This is a genomic window from Lysobacter sp. ESA13C, assembly GCF_019970005.1.
Taxonomy (GTDB): domain Bacteria; phylum Pseudomonadota; class Gammaproteobacteria; order Xanthomonadales; family Xanthomonadaceae; genus Lysobacter; species Lysobacter antibioticus_B.
Genome location: NZ_JAHXYK010000009.1, coordinates 151,312 through 169,369, shown reverse-complemented (window position 1 = coordinate 169,369; position 18,058 = coordinate 151,312). Strand labels below are relative to the sequence as shown.

15 protein-coding genes are annotated in these 18,058 nt (G+C 67.2%); 3 read left to right on the top strand and 12 right to left on the bottom strand.

What is annotated here, in order from left to right; genetic code table 11:
• Window positions 1-104: 104 nt before the first annotated feature.
• Window positions 105-2,417 (top strand): penicillin-binding protein 1C, encoded by a 2,313-nt coding sequence (gene pbpC / locus LC490_RS18160; RefSeq protein WP_223621134.1) that lies wholly within the window; start codon window positions 105-107, stop codon window positions 2,415-2,417.
• Window positions 2,418-2,545: 128 nt separating this feature from the next.
• A complete protein-coding gene (locus LC490_RS18155) occupies window positions 2,546-3,148 on the top strand; it encodes an NAD(P)H-dependent oxidoreductase (protein ID WP_223621098.1) in 603 nt (200 codons plus the stop codon).
• Window positions 3,149-3,415: 267 nt separating this feature from the next.
• On the opposite strand, the gene LC490_RS18150 is transcribed toward LC490_RS18155, so the two are convergent.
• Complete coding sequence (locus LC490_RS18150; protein WP_031370807.1) at window positions 3,416-4,018, bottom strand: ferritin-like domain-containing protein; 603 nt, start codon at window positions 4,016-4,018, stop codon at window positions 3,416-3,418.
• 132 nt (window positions 4,019-4,150) lie between these two features.
• Window positions 4,151-4,627: a peroxiredoxin gene (locus LC490_RS18145; RefSeq protein ID WP_031370808.1), complete on the bottom strand. Its 477-nt coding sequence runs from the start codon at window positions 4,625-4,627 to the stop codon at window positions 4,151-4,153.
• Between the two features lie 162 nt (window positions 4,628-4,789).
• Between LC490_RS18145 and LC490_RS18140 the strand changes: the two genes are divergently transcribed.
• Window positions 4,790-5,683, top strand: a complete 894-nt coding sequence (locus LC490_RS18140) for a DnaJ C-terminal domain-containing protein (protein WP_223621097.1) — start codon at window positions 4,790-4,792, stop codon at window positions 5,681-5,683.
• A gap of 185 nt (window positions 5,684-5,868) precedes the next feature.
• Here LC490_RS18140 and pilH read toward each other — a convergent pair whose 3' ends face one another.
• The 10 genes from pilH to LC490_RS18090 all read right to left on the bottom strand — a co-directional run bounded on the left by pilH (window position 5,869) and on the right by LC490_RS18090 (window position 18,007).
• Window positions 5,869-6,240 (bottom strand): twitching motility response regulator PilH, encoded by a 372-nt coding sequence (gene pilH, locus LC490_RS18135; RefSeq protein WP_031370810.1) that lies wholly within the window; start codon window positions 6,238-6,240, stop codon window positions 5,869-5,871.
• Window positions 6,241-6,300: 60 nt separating this feature from the next.
• Complete coding sequence (locus tag LC490_RS18130) at window positions 6,301-7,293, bottom strand: YhdH/YhfP family quinone oxidoreductase (RefSeq protein ID WP_223621096.1); 993 nt, start codon at window positions 7,291-7,293, stop codon at window positions 6,301-6,303.
• Between the two features lie 573 nt (window positions 7,294-7,866).
• Window positions 7,867-8,046: a hypothetical protein gene (locus tag LC490_RS18125; RefSeq protein ID WP_223621095.1), complete on the bottom strand. Its 180-nt coding sequence runs from the start codon at window positions 8,044-8,046 to the stop codon at window positions 7,867-7,869.
• 453 nt (window positions 8,047-8,499) lie between these two features.
• Window positions 8,500-9,144: a DUF6438 domain-containing protein gene (locus LC490_RS18120; RefSeq protein ID WP_223621094.1), complete on the bottom strand. Its 645-nt coding sequence runs from the start codon at window positions 9,142-9,144 to the stop codon at window positions 8,500-8,502.
• Window positions 9,145-9,192: 48 nt separating this feature from the next.
• Entirely contained in the window at window positions 9,193-9,786 is a 594-nt protein-coding gene (locus LC490_RS18115) for a TIGR00730 family Rossman fold protein (protein ID WP_223621093.1), read from the bottom strand.
• A gap of 166 nt (window positions 9,787-9,952) precedes the next feature.
• Window positions 9,953-11,377 (bottom strand): dihydrolipoyl dehydrogenase, encoded by a 1,425-nt coding sequence (lpdA, locus tag LC490_RS18110; protein WP_031372992.1) that lies wholly within the window; start codon window positions 11,375-11,377, stop codon window positions 9,953-9,955.
• 119 nt (window positions 11,378-11,496) lie between these two features.
• Window positions 11,497-12,708 carry a dihydrolipoyllysine-residue succinyltransferase gene (gene sucB, locus LC490_RS18105; protein WP_031372991.1) on the bottom strand — a complete coding sequence of 404 codons (1,212 nt, stop codon included), beginning with the start codon at window positions 12,706-12,708 and terminating at the stop codon, window positions 11,497-11,499.
• Between the two features lie 69 nt (window positions 12,709-12,777).
• A complete protein-coding gene (locus LC490_RS18100) occupies window positions 12,778-15,612 on the bottom strand; it encodes a 2-oxoglutarate dehydrogenase E1 component (RefSeq protein ID WP_223621092.1) in 2,835 nt (944 codons plus the stop codon).
• Between the two features lie 257 nt (window positions 15,613-15,869).
• Window positions 15,870-16,772, bottom strand: a complete 903-nt coding sequence (locus LC490_RS18095) for a GNAT family N-acetyltransferase (RefSeq protein ID WP_031372989.1) — start codon at window positions 16,770-16,772, stop codon at window positions 15,870-15,872.
• On the bottom strand, window positions 16,769-18,007 hold the full coding sequence (locus tag LC490_RS18090) for a cupin domain-containing protein (protein WP_223621091.1): 1,239 nt from the start codon (window positions 18,005-18,007) through the stop codon (window positions 16,769-16,771). The genes LC490_RS18095 and LC490_RS18090 overlap by 4 nt, the downstream gene beginning before the upstream one ends.
• Window positions 18,008-18,058 lie beyond the last annotated feature (51 nt).

The window sequence follows — 18,058 nt, the reverse complement described above, 5'->3', positions numbered from 1 at the left end:
ACGTGTCCACCCTGTCCACCGAAACCTCAGTTCCGCCCCGGCGCGAGCCGTCCCGACGCGGTTCGCCCCGGCGCCGTGTCGCGCTGAAAACGCTGTTGGCGCTGATGCTGTTCGCGATCGTGGCGATGCTGCTCGATCTCGCGTTTCCGTTGCCGCTGCCGAAACCGCGCGATGCCGGCGCCGTGGTCACCGCGTCCGACGGCACGCCGCTGCGCGCCTTCGCCGACCGCGACGGCGTCTGGCGCTATCCGGTGCGCGACAGCGAGGTCTCGCCGCTGTATCTGCAGGCCTTGCTGAGCTACGAAGACCGCTGGTTCTGGAAGCACCCGGGCATCAATCCGGTGGCGATGCTGCGCGCCGCCGGGCAATGGCTGCGCAGCGGCCGCGTGGTCTCGGGCGGCTCGACCCTGACCATGCAGGTCGCGCGCATCCTCGATGCCGCGCCCGGGCAGAACCGGCGCAGCCTGTGGTCGAAGAGCCGGCAGATGCTGCGCGCCGTGCAGCTCGAAGTGCATTTGTCCAAGCGTGAGATCCTCGGCCTGTATCTCAACCGCGCACCCTTCGGCGGCACCGTCGAAGGCGTGGAAGCGGCGAGTTGGGCTTATCTCGGCAAACCCTCGTCGCGTCTGTCGCATGCCGAGGCCGCACTGCTGACGGTACTGCCGCAATCGCCGAGCCGGCTGCGGCCGGATCGCGAGCCCGAGCGTGCGCGCAAGGCGCGCGACAAAGTATTGCAACGCATGGCGGCGCTGAAGGTCTGGTCGCAGGACGAAGTCGCCGACGCCAGGGTCGAACCGGTGGTCGCGCGCTCGCTGCAACCGCCGCGTTACGCGCCCTTGCTGGCGCAGCGGTTGCGCGTGGAAAACCCCAAGGCCTTGCGGGTCGCGTCGACCATCGACCTGGAGCTGCAACGCACCTTGGAAGATCGCGTATCGGCGTATTTCTCCAGCCTGCCCGAGCGCACCTCGGCGGCTTTGCTGGTGGTCGACAACGCCAGCCTGGAAGCGCGCGCTTATATTGGTTCGGTGACCTTCGGCGATGCCGCGCGGCTCGGCCACGTCGACATGGTCAAGGCCTGGCGTTCGCCGGGCTCGACCTTGAAGCCGTTCCTGTACGGACTGGCGCTCGACGACGGCTTGATCCATTCCGAAAGCCTGTTCGTGGATGCGCCGCAATCCTTCGGCGGTTATCGCCCGGGTAATTTCGACACCGCTTTCAACGGCCCGGTCGGCGCGGCGACGGCCTTGCGCCTGTCGCTGAACATCCCCGCGGTCGATCTGCTCGATCGGGTCGGCCCCTCGCGTTTTTCCGCGCGCCTGGCCCATGCCGGCATCGACCTGCAGTGGCCGCGCGGCGCGAGCCCGAACCTGGCGATGATCCTCGGCGGCACCGGCGCGCGCCTGGAGGACTTGGTCGGCGCCTATTCGGCGTTCAATCGCGACGGCATCGCCGGGCGCGTGCGCTATCAGCGCGATGCGCCGAGGTTGGAGCGGCGGCTGTTGTCGCCGGGTGCGGCCTGGATCGTGCGCGAGATTCTCGAAGCCAACCCGCGTCCCGGCAGTGTCGAGGAAACCTTCGACACCCGCGGCCGGCCGCGGGTGGCGTGGAAGACCGGCACCAGTTACGGCTTCCGCGATGCCTGGGCGCTCGGCAGCACGCGCGGCTACACGGTCGGGGTTTGGGTCGGGCGGCCGGACGGCACGCCCTTACCGGGCCAGTACGGCGCGGTGACCGCCTTGCCCTTGTTGTTCGAGGTGATCGACAGCTTGCCGCGGCAGAATGGCGATGCCGCCCTGCGGCGGCCGCCGAAGAACGTCGAGCAGATCGAGATCTGTTGGCCGCTCGGCATCGCGCCGGACCCGAAGGCGCCCGGACTCTGTCACCGGCGTCTGCAGGCGTGGACGCTCGACGGTTCGGTGCCGCCGACCTTCGCCGAACGCGATGCGCGCTTGTGGAATGCCGGGCTGGAACGTTACCAGGCCGATGCGCGCAGCGGCCTGCGCCTGTCCGGCGAATGCAGCCAGCCGCACGAGCGCCGTTCGCGCGAACTCGCGCGCTGGCCGGCGCTGGCCTCGCCCTGGCTCGCCGCCGACACCCGCAAGGCCGCGCGCCTGCCGCCGCTGGCGCCGGACTGCAGCGACGACGGCCGCGATGCGGTCGAGGAACTGCGCATCGAAGGCATCGACGACCAGGCCACATTGGCGCGCGCGCCCGGCAATGCGACGCCGCTGCGCCTATCGATCCGCGCGCTCGGCAGCGATGCGCGGGTGCGCTGGTTGCTCGACGGACGCCTGATCGGCGAATCGCAGGGACGTGCGCGTTTCGACCACGACTTCGGCGAAGTCGGCGAGCACACGCTGACCGCGTTGGCCGATACCGGCGCCTGGTCGCGGGTGAGGTTCCGGGTGTTGCGTTAGGGCGAGCACGAAGCCCGAGTCGGTCCTCGCAGGGGGATTCCCGGCGCTTGACGAAGAAACATACCAAAGGTAACTTACATCTAGTAAGTTACCTTTGGTAATAATTCTTTCTTCTGCCGGATGTCCTCATGAACACACTCATCGTCGTCGCCCATCCCGACCCGCAATCGCTGACCCATGCCGTCGCCGCGCAACTGGCGGATGGCCTGGCGCAGTCGGGCCACGCCTTCGAGATCGCCGACCTGGCGGCCGAAGGCTTCGACCCGCGCTTCAACCACGACGACGTCGCCGGTTTCTACCTGCGCGCTGACGCGCCTGCGGACGTGCGCGCCGAGCAGGCGCGGATCGATCGGGCCGATGCGCTGGCCCTGGTGTTCCCGGTGTACTGGTGGTCGATGCCGGGCTTGCTGAAGGGCTGGATCGACCGAGTATTCGCCAACGGCTGGGCCTATGAGGAAAAGGACGGGCGGGTGGTCAAGAAACTGCAGCGCCTGAGCGTGCATTTGCTCGGCGTCGGCGGCGCCGGTGCCGGCACCTACGTCAAGCACGGTTATGAGGCGGCGATGAAGACCCAAATCGACCACGGCATCTTCGATTACTGCGGCGCCCGCGTGCTGACCTCGGAGTTGCTACTGCATACCAACCCCGACGAAGCCGCCGCCCATCTGCATACGGCCTTCGCGCTCGGCCGCGGCCTGTTCGCCGAGGCAGCGCAGGGTGAGGCGGCCTGAGGAGGCGAAGCGAACGGGAAGCATCGCGGTCGCGGCTCACCGCTCCCGCATGAGCGACTGTGTCCCGCCCCTGTAGGAGCGGCGTGAGCCGCGATCACGGGACGAAGAGTCCGCAACGCCTTCGCGAGTAATCGAAGGTGTGAATTATCGCGGGATAGGGACCGACGCCATCGTACTGAGTGTGCGACCGTGCGGGAAAGATCGCGGTCGCGGCTCACGCCGCTCCTACAGGGGCGGGGGCGAGCCGCGGCCGTTGGCTGTTGCGGCTTATCCGCCGGTCCAGCCGTTGAGCAGGTCGGCCAGTTCGTCGGCGTGTTCTTCTTCCTGCGCCAGGATGTCCTCCATCAGGCGCTTGGTGGTGGTGTCCTGGTCGCCGATGTAATCGATGATCTGCCGATAGCTGTCGATCGCGATGCGTTCGGCGACCAGATCCTCCTTGACCATGTCGCGCAGGTCGGTGCCTTCTACGTATTCGGCGTGCGCGCGCTTGGACAGCACGTCGGGATTGAAATCCGGGGCGCCGCCGAGCTGGACGATGCGTTCGGCGATGCGATCGGCATGCGCCTGTTCTTCGTTGGCGTGTTCGAGGAATTCGGCCTTGATCGCGTCGGCCATCAGGCCGCTGGCCATGAAGTAGTGGCGCTTGTAGCGCAGCACGCAGACGATTTCGGTCGCCAGGGCTTCGTTGAGCAACTTGATCACCGCCTCGCGGTCGGCGCGGTAGCTGTCGGTGATCGCGCCGTCTTCGATGTGCTTGCGGGCACGCGCGCGAATGGTGGCGAGGTCGGTGACGAACGCCGAGGGTTTACCGGCGGACGATTGCGTGGACGCTGGACGGGCGACGGTCTTGCTGACGGGCTTGGCAGGCATAGTGCCTCCTGGCTGGTCGGGGGAAGAGAGCGGGAACCTCGTGCGGGCGGGTGAAGAGGAAACGCAGCGGCGCGTCGATGGAGTCGATGAAGCGAGCGGCCCGGACCTGTGGCGATCCGGGCCGGCCGCGGCTCAGACCTGTTGCAGCATGTATTCGGCCGAGGACACGCGGTACTCACCGGGTTCTTCGACGTGCAGTTGCTTGACCACGCCATCGTCGGCGTACAACGCGAAGCGCTTGGCGCGCGTGCCCATGCCGTAGGCGCTGGCGTCGAGCTCCAGGCCGAGCGCGCGGGTGAAGTCGCCGTTGCCGTCGGCCAGCATGATCATGCCGTCCGGCGCGTGCTGGCTCTGGGCCCAGGCCTGCATCACGAACGGGTCGTTGACCGCCAGGCACAGCACTTCGATGCCCTTGTCGCGGAACTCCTGGAAATGCTGGACGAACCCGGGCAGGTGCTTCTCCGAGCAGGTCGGGGTGAAGGCGCCCGGCACCGCGAACAGCACGGCCTTGCGGCCGTCGAACAGGGCCCGGGTATCGACGCTCTCGATGCCTTCGTTGATGCGCTTGAGTACGACTTCGGGAAGGCGTTCGCCGACCTGGATGCTCATGGAAATCTCCTGTGGGGGTTCGAGTCTAGGCAGCAGGTGCTAAATACCGCGTCAACGCGACTTGAAATCGCGGTCGTCGCCGCCATGCTGTCAGGCTAATGATGCGTCAAGACGGCGTGAGTGGGCTGCGCCGCGTATGGCGCTTGTATGTGGGGAGCAACGATGCAGTTCAAGGATTATTACGAAACCCTCGGCCTGGAACCGAGCGCGGGCGAGGCCGAGATCAAGACGGCCTATCGTCGCCTGGCGCGAAAGTACCATCCCGATGTCAGCAAGGAGGCCGGCGCCGAGGAGAAGTTCAAGGCCGTCAACGAGGCCTACGAGGCGCTGCGCGACCCACAGAAGCGCACGGCCTACGATCAGTTGCGCGCACGCGGCTACCGGCCCGGCGACGAAGTGCAGCCCAGCGCGGGCGGCTACGGCGGCGGCAGCCCGGACTTCGAGGAGATCTTCGCCGGCGGTGGCGCCGGCGGCGGTTTCAGCGATTTCTTCGAGACCCTGTTCGGTCGCGGCCGCTCGGCGGCCGGCGGGTTCGGCCAGCAGGGCGCCCGCAGCGCGCCGCCGCGCGGCGATACCCGGGCCAAGCTCGCGGTGTCGCTGGAAACGGTGTACGAGGGCGGCAGCATCCGCATTTCGGTCAACAACAAGACCCTCGACGTACGCGTGCCGAAGGGCGTGCGCCCCGGCCAGCTGATCCGCCTGGCCGGGCAGGGCGCACACGGCGACCTGCTGCTCGAGATCGAATACGCCGCGCATCCGCATTTCGAAGTCGACGGCCGCAACGTGATCTACATGTTGCCGTTGGCGCCGTGGGAAGCCGCGCTCGGCGCGACCATCAGCGTGCCGACCCTGGGCGGCCCGGTCGAGCTCAAGATCCCGGCCAATTCCGAAGCGGGGCGCAAGCTGCGCCTGCGCGGCCGCGGCCTGCCGGGCACCCAGGCGGGCGACCAGATCGTCGAGTTGGAAGTGCTGGCGCCGCGCGCGGAAACGCCGGCGCAGCACGATGCCTACGAGGCGATGCGGGTGGCCTTCGGCGAGGATTGGCGGCGGGTCTGAGCGCCGCCGCGGCCATCGGCCGCGTGGGGCGTCGTGGCCGGTCGACTGCGATGCCGCAGACGGTGCGTCGTGGCCCGAGTGCGCCGCCGATGCGCTGAAGCGAGTTTGGAAACGACAAACCCGGCTTGCGCCGGGTTTGTTCGTTCTGCTGCGAGGCGCCGGCCTGCCGGGCCCGCGTGCCGCATTCAGGCGGCCGAAGGCAGCAACTGCGCGATGATCTCGGACAGATCGGTCTCGCTGAACGGCTTGGTGATGTAGGCCTTGGCCCCTTGGCGCATGCCCCAGACGCGGTCGGTGTCCTGATCCTTGGTCGTGACCAGCACGATCGGGATGTGTTTCGTCGTGGATTCGCGGCAAATCGAGCGCGTCGCCTGGAACCCGTTGAGGTTCGGCATCACCACGTCCATCAGGATCATATCGGGCAGCTCGCGCTTGGCCGCTTCGACGCCGGCGGCGCCGTCCTCTGCGGTCAAGGCTTCATGCCCCAGTTTTTCGACGATGCGACGAATGCCCATCAGCTGGGACGGCGAATCGTCGACGATCAGAATACGCGCCATGTGTTTCCCCCAAGAACCTGCGGCCGATTGTAGCGACGCGCCGCGCCGCTGCAATGCCAACTAGATCACGACGAGGGTCCGGCCGACCGAACCGCCGGCCAACATGCCCGGAAATACCTGCGGCAGCTCGGCCAGACCGACTTCGCGGGTGCAGATCCGGTCCAGATGCGCGGGCTTCCAGTCGCTGCCCAGGCGCTGCCAGATCTCGTCGCGGATGCTTCTTGCGGTGCCCGCCGAGGCCACGCCGAGCAGCGACACGCCGCGGATGATGAACGGCATGACCGTGGTCGCCAGCTCGTGGGTGGCGGCGAGCCCGGCGGTGGCGACGTTGCCGTAGGGCGCGGTCTGGGCGAGCAGGCTGGCCAGCATCGGCCCGCCGACGTTGTCCAGGCCGCCGCCGAAGCGCGCCGACTCCATCGGCCGCTCGGTCTGCAGGGCGTCGCGGCCGAGCACCTCGCGGGCGCCGATCGAGCGCAGGTAATCGGCTTGTTCGGGCTTGCCGCTGATCGCGTGCACCTCGAAGCCGACGCGGCTGAAGATGTCCAGCGCCAGCGAACCGACGCCGCCGGTGGCGCCGGTGACCGCGAGCGGCCCCTGCGCCGGCGTCTGCCGGTTGTCGAGCATGCGGTGCAGGGCGAGCGCGGCGGTGAAGCCGGCGGTGCCGAGGATCATGCTCTCGCGCAGGCTGAGGCCGGCCGGTAGCGGAATCGTCCACTGCGCCTGCAGGCGCGCGTACTGGCCGTAACCGCCATCGCGCACCTCGCTGAGGCCGCAACCGGTGACCAGCACCGCGTCGCCTTCCTTGAACGCCGGATCGCTCGAGGCGACCACGTGGCCGGCGACGTCGATGCCGCCGACCAGCGGGAACCGGCGCAGGATCTTGCCTTCGCCGGTGCCGGCCAGCGCGTCCTTGAAGTTGACCGACGAATACGCGGTCTTGATCACCACCTCGCCGGGCGCGAGATCGTCGAGCGAGACCGACTCGATGCCGCTGCGGTAGCCGCTGGCGTCGTTATGGATGCGGAAGGCGTTGAAGGAGGCGGGTAGGGTCATTGCGTGCTCTGGCGGCGGTACGGGGCGTGGAGCGGCACCGGGTGGGGCGGGTGGATCGTGATGGGGGATGATAGCCGAGTGGGTAATCGCGGTCTTTTTGGCCTCTGGCAGGGGCGCTCGCGAGTGGTTGCAGCCCCTTGTAGGAGCGGCGTAAGCCGCGACCAAGGGACGCGCAGACACGGCAACGCCGACGTCATTCATCGCAGCGGCGTGCCTTCGTGGGGGTAGGAGCGACGCGAGTCGCGACCGCGAGGTCTCCCGTTGCGGTGTCTTCAGTCGAAAGGCGCTGAAGCAACGGCAATATCTACATCTACATCTACATCTACATCTACAGCTACAGCAACATCTACAGCTTCCGTCCGCTAACGCGGCCGGGTTACTTTCTTTTGCTAAGCCCAAAAGAAAGGTAACCAAAGAAAAGGGCTCTCCTTGCAAGGGCACAGGCCACGAGTGCGATGCTGTCGCCGGGATTTTTCGATAGGACATCCTTGTCCTATCGAAAAACGGCGCACGTCCTGTGCGCCGCCCTCCGGGTCTACGGTTGCATCGCAAGTTCGGTACTGCGCCAAGCTTTCACGGCAACGGCAACGGCAACGGCAACGGCAACGGCAACAGCAACAGCGACAGCAACAGCGACAGCAACAGCGACAGCAACAGCGACAGCGACAGCGACAGCGACAGCGACAGCGACAGCGACAGCGACAGCGACAGCAATTGTTGAATTGCCGATACTGTTGTTGCTGTGCGCAGCATCAGTCTTGCGAAGGCAATCGAAGACCCGAAGGGCGGCCTGCATGGATGCAGGCCGTTTTTCATCGGGACATGGATGTCCCATATGAAAAATCCCTGCGTCGGCATCGAACGTGCGGGCCGGTGATTCAAAGAAAAGCATTTTTCTTTGGTTACCTTTCTTTTGTTGCTTATGACAAAAGAAAGTAACCCGCCGCTTTAGTGGCGGAAGCTTTTAGTGTTTGATTTAGATCTTTATCTTGCGTGAGCGAAACGCCGCAAACCCCTTACAGCGCGGTCGCGGCTTGTGACCGAAGGAAATCCAGTGGGACGCCGCTCCTACCCTGTGACGGCACGCCGCTTCGATAGATGAGTTCGGCATTGCAGCCTCTGCGCGTTCCGCGGTCGCGGCTCACGCCGCTCCTACAAGAAACGATCCGCAACTAGGGCGATTCGTCGCACCGGAACGCCTCGCCTTCATGGCTGCACGGAACCGGCATTCGCCGCTGCGCCGAACGACGGCAAGCGGCAACGCTCGGGCGGCGACAATCGGGGATCGTTGGGGTCCTGCGGCGGACGGGTTTGCGCGGACCAGAAGCCGGCGCAGCTCGCGGTTTCGATCAGGGCGACGGTCTCGCAGAACACGTCCGGTACGAAACGGGCTTGCGGGTCGACCGAGGTGGACGACAGGGCGCCTGGTTTCTTGCTGTCGCGCAGGCAGGCGACAGCGTTCTGGGTGACGCTGCGCTCGCCGGATGGCGTGTTGACGGTGATCGTCGTGGTCGGGCCGTCGGACACGCCGCTGGAGTAGTCCGGCAGCAGTTCGGCGAAGGCCTTGGAATTCACTAGCTGGAACAGGGCGCGACGGTCCTTGTCGGCGATTTCGTGCGGGATCACCAAGTCGCCGCTCGCGCTGCGCAGCGGGTGGCGGCCGGTGAAGTCGCGGGCGCTGAAGATCGCCATGCCGTCGGAGTTGATGCGCAACTTATAGACCGGACAGCTGTCGAGGCAGCCGCTACGTTCGATCTCGACCGTGGTGCGGTCGATGTCGCTCGCGGGAGGCCGGGCCGGTTTGCACGCCGCCACGGCGAGCACGGCCAACGGCAATACGATCCAACGCATGATCCGACCTCCTGTCCCTGGGCCTCGCAGCTTATCGGGCCTTGCAGCTTAGCGCAGGGCGTTGCGCCGCTTCTCGTCCATCCACTTCGATGCGGCGGCCGGCTGGTACTCGCTCATCCAGGCGAGCATCGTGTCGAGGTCGTCGCCGTGCCACAGGTCGCGGCGCTGGTCGGCGTGCAGGAAACGTTCTTCGACCATGCGGTCGAGCATCGACATCAGCGGCGTGTAGAAGCCGTCGATGTCGAGAAACGCGCAGGGCTTGTTGCCGATGCCGAGCTGGCGCCAGGTCAGCATCTCGAACATTTCGTCGAGGGTGCCGAAGCCGCCGGGCAGGGCGACGAAGCCGTCGGCGAGGTCGAACATGCGCGCCTTGCGCTCGTGCATCGAACCGACGATCTCCAGCTTGGTCAGGCCGCGGTGGGCGACTTCCCAGTTCACCAGCTGCTCGGGGATCACCCCGATCGCTTCGCCGCCGGCTTCGAGCACCGCATCGGCGACCGTGCCCATCAGGCCGACGTTGCCGCCGCCGTAGACCAGGGCGATGCCGTCCTTGGCCATGCGCGTGCCGAGCGCCATCGCGCGTTCGGTATAGATCGGCTTGGAGCCGGAATTGGAGCCGCAGTAGACGCAGAGGCTTTGCATAGGGATTCGAGATTTGGGATTCGGGATTGGCAAAAGCAGGGTGAGAGCGATTCGGTTTCGGGAGCCTAAACGCAAAACGCCAGGCAAGGCCTGGCGTCTGCGTGGGCTTCAGGCGAGGCGGGAATGCAGTTGCGAATCCCGAATCCCCATTCCCGAATCCCGGCCGTCAATTGGCCTTATGAATTGCGCGCTTGTCGACCGCCATCGCCGCATCGTGGATCGCTTCCGACAGGGTCGGGTGAGCGTGGCAGATGCGCGCGAGGTCGTCGGCGGAGCCCTTGAACTCCATGGTCAGCACGCCTTCGTGCACGAGCTCCGACACGCCTACGCCGACCAGGTGCAGGCCGAGGACTCGATCGGTTTCGGCGTGGGCGATGACCTTGACGAAGCCGGCCGGCTCGCCCATGGCCACCGCACGGCCGATCGCCGCGAACGGGAAGCTGCCGGTCTTGTACGGCGTGCCTTCGGCCTTGAGCTGCTGCTCGGTCTGGCCGACCCAGGCGATTTCCGGCTCGGTGTAGATGACCCACGGAATGGTGTCGAAGTTGACGTGGCCCGGCAGGCCGGCGATGAGCTCGGCCACGGCGATGCCTTCCTCGAAGCCCTTGTGCGCGAGCATAGGGCCGCGCACGCAGTCGCCGACCGCCCACACGCCGTCGACGCCGGTGTGGCAATGCTCGTCGACTTCGATCTGGCCGCGCTCGTTGAGCTTGACGCCGGTGCCTTCGGCCAACAGGCCTTTGCTGGCGGCGCGACGGCCGACCGCGACGAGCAGCTTGTCGACCACCAGTTGCTGGTCGGCCTTGCCGTCGTTATAGGTCAGGTGGACGCCGTCCTTCTGGATTTCGGCCTTGCTGACCTTGGCGCCGAGCTTGATCTCCAGGCCCTGCTTCTTGAATTCCTTGGCGGCGGTCTTGGCCACTTCGGCGTCGGCCACGGCGAGGAAGTCGGGCAGCGCTTCGAGGATGGTGACCTCGGCGCCCAGGCGCTTCCACACGCTGCCGAGTTCCAGGCCGATCACGCCGGCGCCGATCACGCCCAGGCGCTTGGGCACTTCGGTGAAGTCGAGCGCGCCGACGTTGTCGACGATCTTGTCGCCGTCGAACTTGGCGAACGGCAGTTCGATCGAATCCGATCCGGCGGCGATGATGACGTTGGTGCCCTTGAGCTCGACTTCCGAACCGTCGTGCTGCTTGACCTTGACGATGTTGCCCGGGTGCAGGGTGCCGAAGCCGTAGTAGGGCGTGACCTTGTTGGCCTTGAACAGCATCGCGATGCCGCCGGTGAACTGCTTCACGATCTTGTCTTTGCGGCCGACCATGGTGCCGACGTCGATCTTGGCGTTGTCGGCGCTGATGCCGTGCTCGCCGAACAGGTGCTGCAGGTTCCAGAACTGGCGCGAGCTGTCGAGCAGCGCCTTGGACGGAATGCAGCCCACGCGCAGGCAGGTGCCGCCGAGGGCGGGCTTGCCGTCCTTGCCGAGTGCGGCGTCGATGCAGGCGGTCTTGAGGCCCAGCTGGGCGGCGCGGATGGCGGCGTGATAACCGGCCGGACCGGCGCCGATGACGACTACGTCGAATTGTTCAGACATTGGGGGTCCTTGGTGGCTCGAAATGATTCAGAAGAAAAGGAGTGAGTATGGAAAAGTGAGAAATGAGTAAAGCAACGTCTGCCACTCACTCCTCACTCCTCTTTACTCTCAGCTCGCCCTTACATTCCGAGCAGCATGCGATGCGGATTTTCCAGCTGGTTCTTGATGTCGACCAGGAACAGCACCGCGTCCTTGCCGTCGATGATGCGGTGGTCGTAGGACAGGGCGATGTACATCATCGGTGCGGCGACCACGGCGCCGTTCTCGACGATGGCGCGTTCCTTGATCGCGTGCATGCCGAGGATGGCCGACTGCGGCGGGTTGACGATCGGGGTCGACATCAACGAGCCGAAGGTGCCGCCGTTGGTGATGGTGAAGGTGCCGCCCTGCAGGTCTTCCAGGGCCAGCTTGCCGTCGCGCGCCTTCTTGGCGTAGTCGCCGATGGCCTTCTCGACGTCGGCGAAGCCCATGCGCTCGACATTGCGCAGGACCGGCGTGACCAGGCCCTTGTCGGTCGACACGGCGATCGAGATGTCGGCGTAGCCGTGATAGACGATGTCGTTGCCGTCGACCGAGGCGTTGACCACCGGGTGGCGCTGCAGCGCGTTGGCGGCGGCCTTGGCGAAGAAGCTCATGAAGCCGAGCTTGACGCCGTTGGCCTTCTCGAAGGACTCGCCCAGCTCCTTGCGCATCGCCATGACCTTGCCGAGGTTGACTTCGTTGAACGAGGTCAGCATCGCGATCGAGTTCTTCGACTGCATCAGGCGCTCGGCGATGCGCGCGCGCATGCGGGTCATCGGCACGCGCTCTTCCGGGCGGGCGCCCGAGGCATTGCCGACGCCGCCGGACTTGGCGTAGTTGAGGATGTCTTCCTTGGTCACCGCGCCCTTGCGGCCCGTGCCTTCGACCTGCGCAGCGTCGATGCCTTCCTTGTTCGCGGTAAAGCGCGCGCCCGGCGGCAGCTGGTCGTTGGACGCTGCGGCCTTCGGGGCTTCGGCCTTCGGGGTGATCGGCTGGGCGCCGGCGGCCGGCAGCGCTTCGGCCTTGGCGGCGGCCGGAGCGGCTGCGGCGGCGGGCTTGGCTTCGGCGGCGGCGCCGGCCTCCACGATCGCGATCAGCTGCTGGCTGGTCACGGTCGCGCCTTCCTCGAACTTGATTTCCTTGAGCACGCCGTCGACCGGCGAGGGCACTTCGAGCACGACCTTGTCGGTTTCCAGATCGACCAGGTTCTCGTCGCGCTTGACCGCATCGCCCGGCTTCTTGTGCCACGTGGCGATCGTGGCGTCGGAGACCGACTCGGGAAGGACGGGGACTTTGATCTCGGTGCTCATGGGGCAGGCATCCTGGAGTGCTTGAAAGGGTGTGTGTCGTTCTTGGATGTAGGGTCGGCAGGCCAGCGCTTATTCAGCGCTGGACTCGCCTTGCAGCGAATTGACCAGCGCGTCGGCGACCAGCTTGGTCTGCTCGGCGACGTGGTCGGCCAGGTGGCCGGCCGCCGGCGACGGCGAACGCGCGCGGCCGGCGTAGTGCAGGCTCTGCTTCGGCGCCAGGCAGGCGGACAGGTGGTGGCGGATCTGGTACCAAGCGCCCTGGTTCTGCGGCTCTTCCTGGCACCACACCACGTCCTTGGCCGCGCTGTAACGCTTGAGTTCGGCCGCCAGCAATTCGCGCGGGAACGGGTACAGCTGTTCGATGCGCAGCAGGGCGACGTCGTCCAGACCGTCCTTCTGCGCCTGCTCGAACAGGTCGTAATAGACCTTGCCCGAGCACAGCACGACGCGCTTGACCTTCTTGACGTTGGCCTGGGCGTCGGGGATCAGGTGCTGGAACTCGCCGTTGGCCAGTTCGTCCAGGGTCGAGACCGCGAGCTTGTGGCGCAGCAGCGACTTGGGCGTCATCACCACCAGCGGCTTGCGCGTGCTCATGCGCATCTGCCGGCGGATCATGTGATACGCCTGTGCCGGCGTGGTCGGCGCGCAGACCAGCATGTTCTCGAGCGCGCACAGCTGCAGGAAGCGTTCCAGGCGCGCCGAGCTGTGCTCGGGCCCCTGGCCTTCGTAGCCGTGCGGCAGGAACAGCGCCAGGCCGCACAGACGGCCCCACTTGGCTTCGCCCGACGACAGGAACTGGTCGATCACCACCTGGGCGCCGTTGGCGAAGTCGCCGAACTGGGCTTCCCAGATGTCCAGGGTCATGGGATCGGCGGTCGAATAGCCGTACTCGAACGCCATCACCGCTTCTTCGCTGAGCAGCGAGTCGATGATGGTCATGTCCGACGGCGTGCGCACCAGCTCGCGCAGCGGCATGACGTAGGCGTCGGTGCTCTGCTCGTGCAGGATCGCGTGGCGGTGGAAGAAGGTGCCGCGGCCGCTGTCCTGGCCGACCAGGCGCAGCTTGTAGCCTTCGCTGAGCAGGGTGGCGTAGGCCAGATTCTCGGCGAAGCCCCAGTCGCCGCCGAGCTCGCCGGCGGCCATCTTGCGGCGGTCTTCGTAGATCTTGGCCACGCGCGGGTGCAGCTTGACGTTATCGGCGACCGCGTTGATCTGGGTGGCCAGCGCGTCGAGCTTGCTGCGCTCGAACTTGGTGTCGACCGGGTCGCTGAGCTTGCCAGACAGGTACTTGGACCAGTCGATGGTGAACTCGTCCGGCTTGACCTCGACCAGCTCGGTGGTGACCGCGCCCTGGTCGAGCTTGTCGCGGTAATTGTCGACCAGCGCCTGCGCGTCTTCGGCCTTGAGCACGCCTTCGGAAACGAGGCGGTCGGCGTACAGCTCGCGCGGGGTCTTGTGCTTGCGGATCACCTGGTACATCAGCGGCTGGGTCGCCGCCGGCTCGTCGGCCTCGTTATGGCCGTGGCGGCGGTAACAGACCAGGTCGATGACCACGTCGCGGCCGAAGCGCTGACGGAAGTCCAGCGCCAGCTCGGCGCAGAACACCACCGCTTCCGGGTCGTCGCCGTTCACGTGCAGGATCGGCGCGCCGACCATCTTGGCCACGTCGGTGCAGTACAGCGTGGAACGCGCGTCCTGGCGCTCGCTGGTGGTGAAGCCGACCTGGTTGTTGATGACGATGTGGACCGTGCCGCCGACCGCGAAACCGCGCGCCTGCGACATCTGGAACAGTTCCATGCCGACGCCCTGGCCGGCGAACGCGGCGTCGCCGTGCAGCAGCACCGGCAACACCTGCGCACGACCGTTCTCGCCGCGGCGGGTCTGGCGCGAACGCACGCTGCCGGCGACCACCGGGTTGACGATTTCCAGGTGCGAGGGGTTGAACGCCAGCGCCAGGTGGACCGGGCCGCCCGGGGTGGCGACGTCGGCGCTGAAGCCCATGTGGTACTTCACGTCGCCGGTGTGGGCGTGCTCGTCGTGGTCGAACTTGCCTTCGAACTCGTCGAACAGCTTGCGCGGCGGCTTGCCGAGGGTGTTGACCAGGACGTTGAGGCGGCCGCGGTGGGCCATGCCGATCACCACGTCCTGCACGCCCTGTTCGCCGGCGCGGCGGATGGTCACGTCCATCAGCGGGATCAGCGCGTCGCCGCCTTCCAGCGAGAAGCGCTTCTGGCCGACGTACTTGGTGCCGAGGTAGCGTTCCAGGCCGTCGGCCGCGGTCAGCCGCTCGAGGATGCGCTTCTTGTCGTCGGCGCTGCGGGCGAACTTGCCGCCGGCGCCTTCCAGGCGTTCGTACATCCAGCGGCGCTGTTCGGCGTCGGCGATGTGCATGAACTCCGCGCCGATCGGGCCGGTGTAGGTGGCCTTGAGCAGGGCGAGCAGGTCGCCGAGCTTCATGCGTTCCTTACCGGCGACGCCGCCGGTGCTGAACTCGCCCGACAGGTCGCTCTCGGACAGGCGGTGGAAGCCCAGCGCCAGGTCCGGCGCTTCCGGCTTCTCGAGCAGGCCCAGCGGATCGATGTTGGCGGCGAGGTGGCCGCGCGAACGGTAGGCGGTGATCACCTTGCCGACCGAGCGCTCGCGCTCGTCGCTGGCCTGGGAACCGCCCGCGGCGGCCGTTACGACGCCCCGGGAGGCGGCGCGGCTGGCGGCGGCGATGCTTTCGATGGCGGCCGAATGCGGGATGTCCCCGGCTTCGCGGCCCTTGAACCCGTCGAAATAGGCTTTCCATTTGCCCCCGACGCTTTCGGGGTCGACCAGGTACTGCTCGTACAGGTCTTCGATGAAGGCGGCGTTGGCGCCGAGTTGCGAGGATTGCGAGAACTGCTTCAGGAGACTGTCCACGATGGCTATCGGGAAACTCTAGGTGGGCGGATTGGGGTCGCGCATACGCCAGGGGCGCGCGGACAAGGCCCGGAATTATAGCGGTAGTGTTAAGGCCAGCGGCATAACTACTTATGTCTAAGCGGCCGATTTTGTTCGATATCCGATGCCGGAGCGGATACGGACCGTTCCGGCAATGCCGCTTGGGCGCAACAGGGCCGGTCGCAAGCGGGCCGCGGGCCGGCGCCGAGCGTGGCCGAAGGCGGTTTACCCGAGCCTCAGATTCCGAGCGCGCGGTACTCGCTGCAGGGGCGGGCGCGCTCCCAGACCGGGTCGAAATGCGCGCGCAGCTGGCGTGCGCGTGCGCCGCCGTCGAGCCGGGTCTCGCCGTCGTAGCGGTGGCCGAGCGGGCGGTAGTACCAGCCGTCGCGGTCGTTGACCACATAGGCCGAAGGGTATTTCAGGTCGACCGGCTCTTCGATGGCGCGGAACTCGAACACGCTCGACAGGCGCTGGCTCAGCCCGATCAAGGGGGCGAGCGCGCGTTGCGGCGCGCCCGGGTCGTGCAGCAACACCCGGATTGCGCCGCCGGAGGTGGCGAGCCGGCGCAGCGCGGCGACCACCTCGGGCCGGTCGAGCAGGCCCGGGTCGAGGTCGCGGCTGTAGATCGACAGGCCGCGGCGGGCGTTGGCGACGACTCCGGCCAGGGCGGCGAGGGCGGCAGCGCGGGTTTCGACCGGGTTGGCGGCGTCGAGCAACAGGCGCATCGACTGGTGGTCGATGCCGGCCTCGACGAAGCGCTCGCCGAACGGCAGGAAGCCGCGGCGGGCATAGAAACCGATCGCCGAGGCCTGGGCGTGCAGGGACAGCTCGCGCCAGCCGAGTTGGCGGGCGCGTTCGATCAGGGCATCGAGCAGGGCCTCGCCGACGCCGCGGCCGCGCCAGCCGGCGAGCACGGCCATGCGGCCGATGCGCCCGTCCGGGGTTAGCCGGCCGGTGCCGATCGGGCGTTCTTCGGCATCCAGGGCCAGCACGTGCTGGCACAACGGGTCGTGCGGGTCGAGTTCGATCTCGGCCGGGACCTGTTGTTCCTGCACGAACACCGCCTCGCGGACCGAGCGCAGCGCCGCCAAGGCAGCGGCGTAGTCGGCGACGGCGACGACCCGGAACCCGGTGCTCATTCCTCTTCTCCGCCGTCCTCGTCGTCGAGGCCGAGGCGGTAATGGCCGGCGGCGATGAGTTCCTGGACGCAATCGCGGCCGGCTTCTGACAGCGCCGAATACACGGCGGCGTCGATTTCGGCGGCGGCCGAGATGGCCTGGGCGTCGCCGGCGGGCAGGGCGAATTCCTGGCCGCTGACGTAGAGCCGGGCCAGCGCGCCCTGCGCCTTGGTCTGTCTGGCCGGCTGCGCATGGGCCTTGCGCCAGGCCATGCGCGACCACGGGTGGCGCCACAGGCTGGCGCCGCGCTCGAGGTCCCATTCGATCTCGATGCGAGAGCGCGGGTCTTCATGGCCGGACGAGACTTCGCCGGCGGCGCGGTAGACGGTGATGAAGCGGCCGAACCAGTCGCCGAGGCGGTCGGGGTCGTTCATGCGCAAGACGTTCAAGGCCTCGACCACCCGGCCCATCGCCGCGGCGTCGATCTCGTTGGGATCGGCCGGCGGGCTCAGGTCGGGGTCGTGGTAGCGCAGGCTCTCGTCGGCTTCGGCGGCCAGGGTGTCGATGAAGTCGCCCATCAGCTCGGCCGCCGACGGCGCGCGCATGCCGACCGAGAAGGTCAGGCAGGCATCCTCGGCGACTCCGTGGTGCGGCACACCGGGCGGCAGGTACAGCATGTCGCCGGGGCCGAGCACCCAGTCGTGGCTCGGCTCGAACTCGCGCAGCAGCTTCAGCTCGGCGTCCGGGCGGAAATCCTGCGGCGCGCCGGGGCGGGCGTCGATCTGCCAGCGCCGATGGCCCTGGGCCTGCAGCAGGAACACGTCGTACTGGTCGACATGGGCGCCGACCGAGCCGCCGGGCGCGGCGAACGAGACCATGATGTCGTCGATGCGCCAGCGCGGCAGGAAATCGAAGGCCGGCAGCAGCGCGGCGACGTCGGCGTCCCACTTGTCCACGTCCTGGACCAACAGCGTCCAGTCCTGGTGCGGCATGCCGGGGAATTCGGACTCCTCGAACGGCCCATGCCGCAGCGAATAACGATCGCTCGCGCGATCGTGCTGGATCAGCCGCGCCAGCACGCCTTCTTCGCAGGCCAGGCCGGCCAGGTCTTCGGGTTGGATCGGCGATTGCAGGCCGGGAAAGGCGTTGCGGATCAGCAGCGGGCGTTTCTGCCAGTAGTCGCGCAGGAACACGGCCGGTGGCATGCCGAGCGGCGGGCGTCGAGCGGCGTCGACTTCGATGAGAGGCGATTTCATGGGCGCGAAGTCTACGCCAGGGGCGTCGCGCTTGGCGTCGTCGCGCCGGCC

Bases quoted from the DNA above. Each gene is read 5' to 3' on its own strand.
- LC490_RS18130 (WP_223621096.1), bottom strand. From the start codon at position 7,293: ATGACCCTACCCGCCTCCTTCAACGCCTTCCGCATCCATAACGACGCC.
- LC490_RS18115 (WP_223621093.1), bottom strand. From the start codon at position 9,786: ATGCAAAGCCTCTGCGTCTACTGCGGCTCCAATTCCGGCTCCAAGCCG.
- sucB (WP_031372991.1), bottom strand. From the start codon at position 12,708: ATGAGCACCGAGATCAAAGTCCCCGTCCTTCCCGAGTCGGTCTCCGAC.
- LC490_RS18090 (WP_223621091.1), bottom strand. From the start codon at position 18,007: ATGAAATCGCCTCTCATCGAAGTCGACGCCGCTCGACGCCCGCCGCTC.
- pilH (WP_031370810.1), bottom strand. From the start codon at position 6,240: ATGGCGCGTATTCTGATCGTCGACGATTCGCCGTCCCAGCTGATGGGC.
- LC490_RS18145 (WP_031370808.1), bottom strand. From the start codon at position 4,627: ATGAGCATCCAGGTCGGCGAACGCCTTCCCGAAGTCGTACTCAAGCGC.
- LC490_RS18120 (WP_223621094.1), bottom strand. From the start codon at position 9,144: ATGCGTTGGATCGTATTGCCGTTGGCCGTGCTCGCCGTGGCGGCGTGC.
- LC490_RS18095 (WP_031372989.1), bottom strand. From the start codon at position 16,772: ATGAGCACCGGGTTCCGGGTCGTCGCCGTCGCCGACTACGCCGCTGCC.
- pbpC (WP_223621134.1), top strand. From the start codon at position 105: ATGCTGTTCGCGATCGTGGCGATGCTGCTCGATCTCGCGTTTCCGTTG.
- LC490_RS18150 (WP_031370807.1), bottom strand. From the start codon at position 4,018: ATGCCTGCCAAGCCCGTCAGCAAGACCGTCGCCCGTCCAGCGTCCACG.
- lpdA (WP_031372992.1), bottom strand. From the start codon at position 11,377: ATGTCTGAACAATTCGACGTAGTCGTCATCGGCGCCGGTCCGGCCGGT.
- LC490_RS18155 (WP_223621098.1), top strand. From the start codon at position 2,546: ATGAACACACTCATCGTCGTCGCCCATCCCGACCCGCAATCGCTGACC.
- LC490_RS18125 (WP_223621095.1), bottom strand. From the start codon at position 8,046: ATGCTGCGCACAGCAACAACAGTATCGGCAATTCAACAATTGCTGTCG.
- LC490_RS18140 (WP_223621097.1), top strand. From the start codon at position 4,790: ATGCAGTTCAAGGATTATTACGAAACCCTCGGCCTGGAACCGAGCGCG.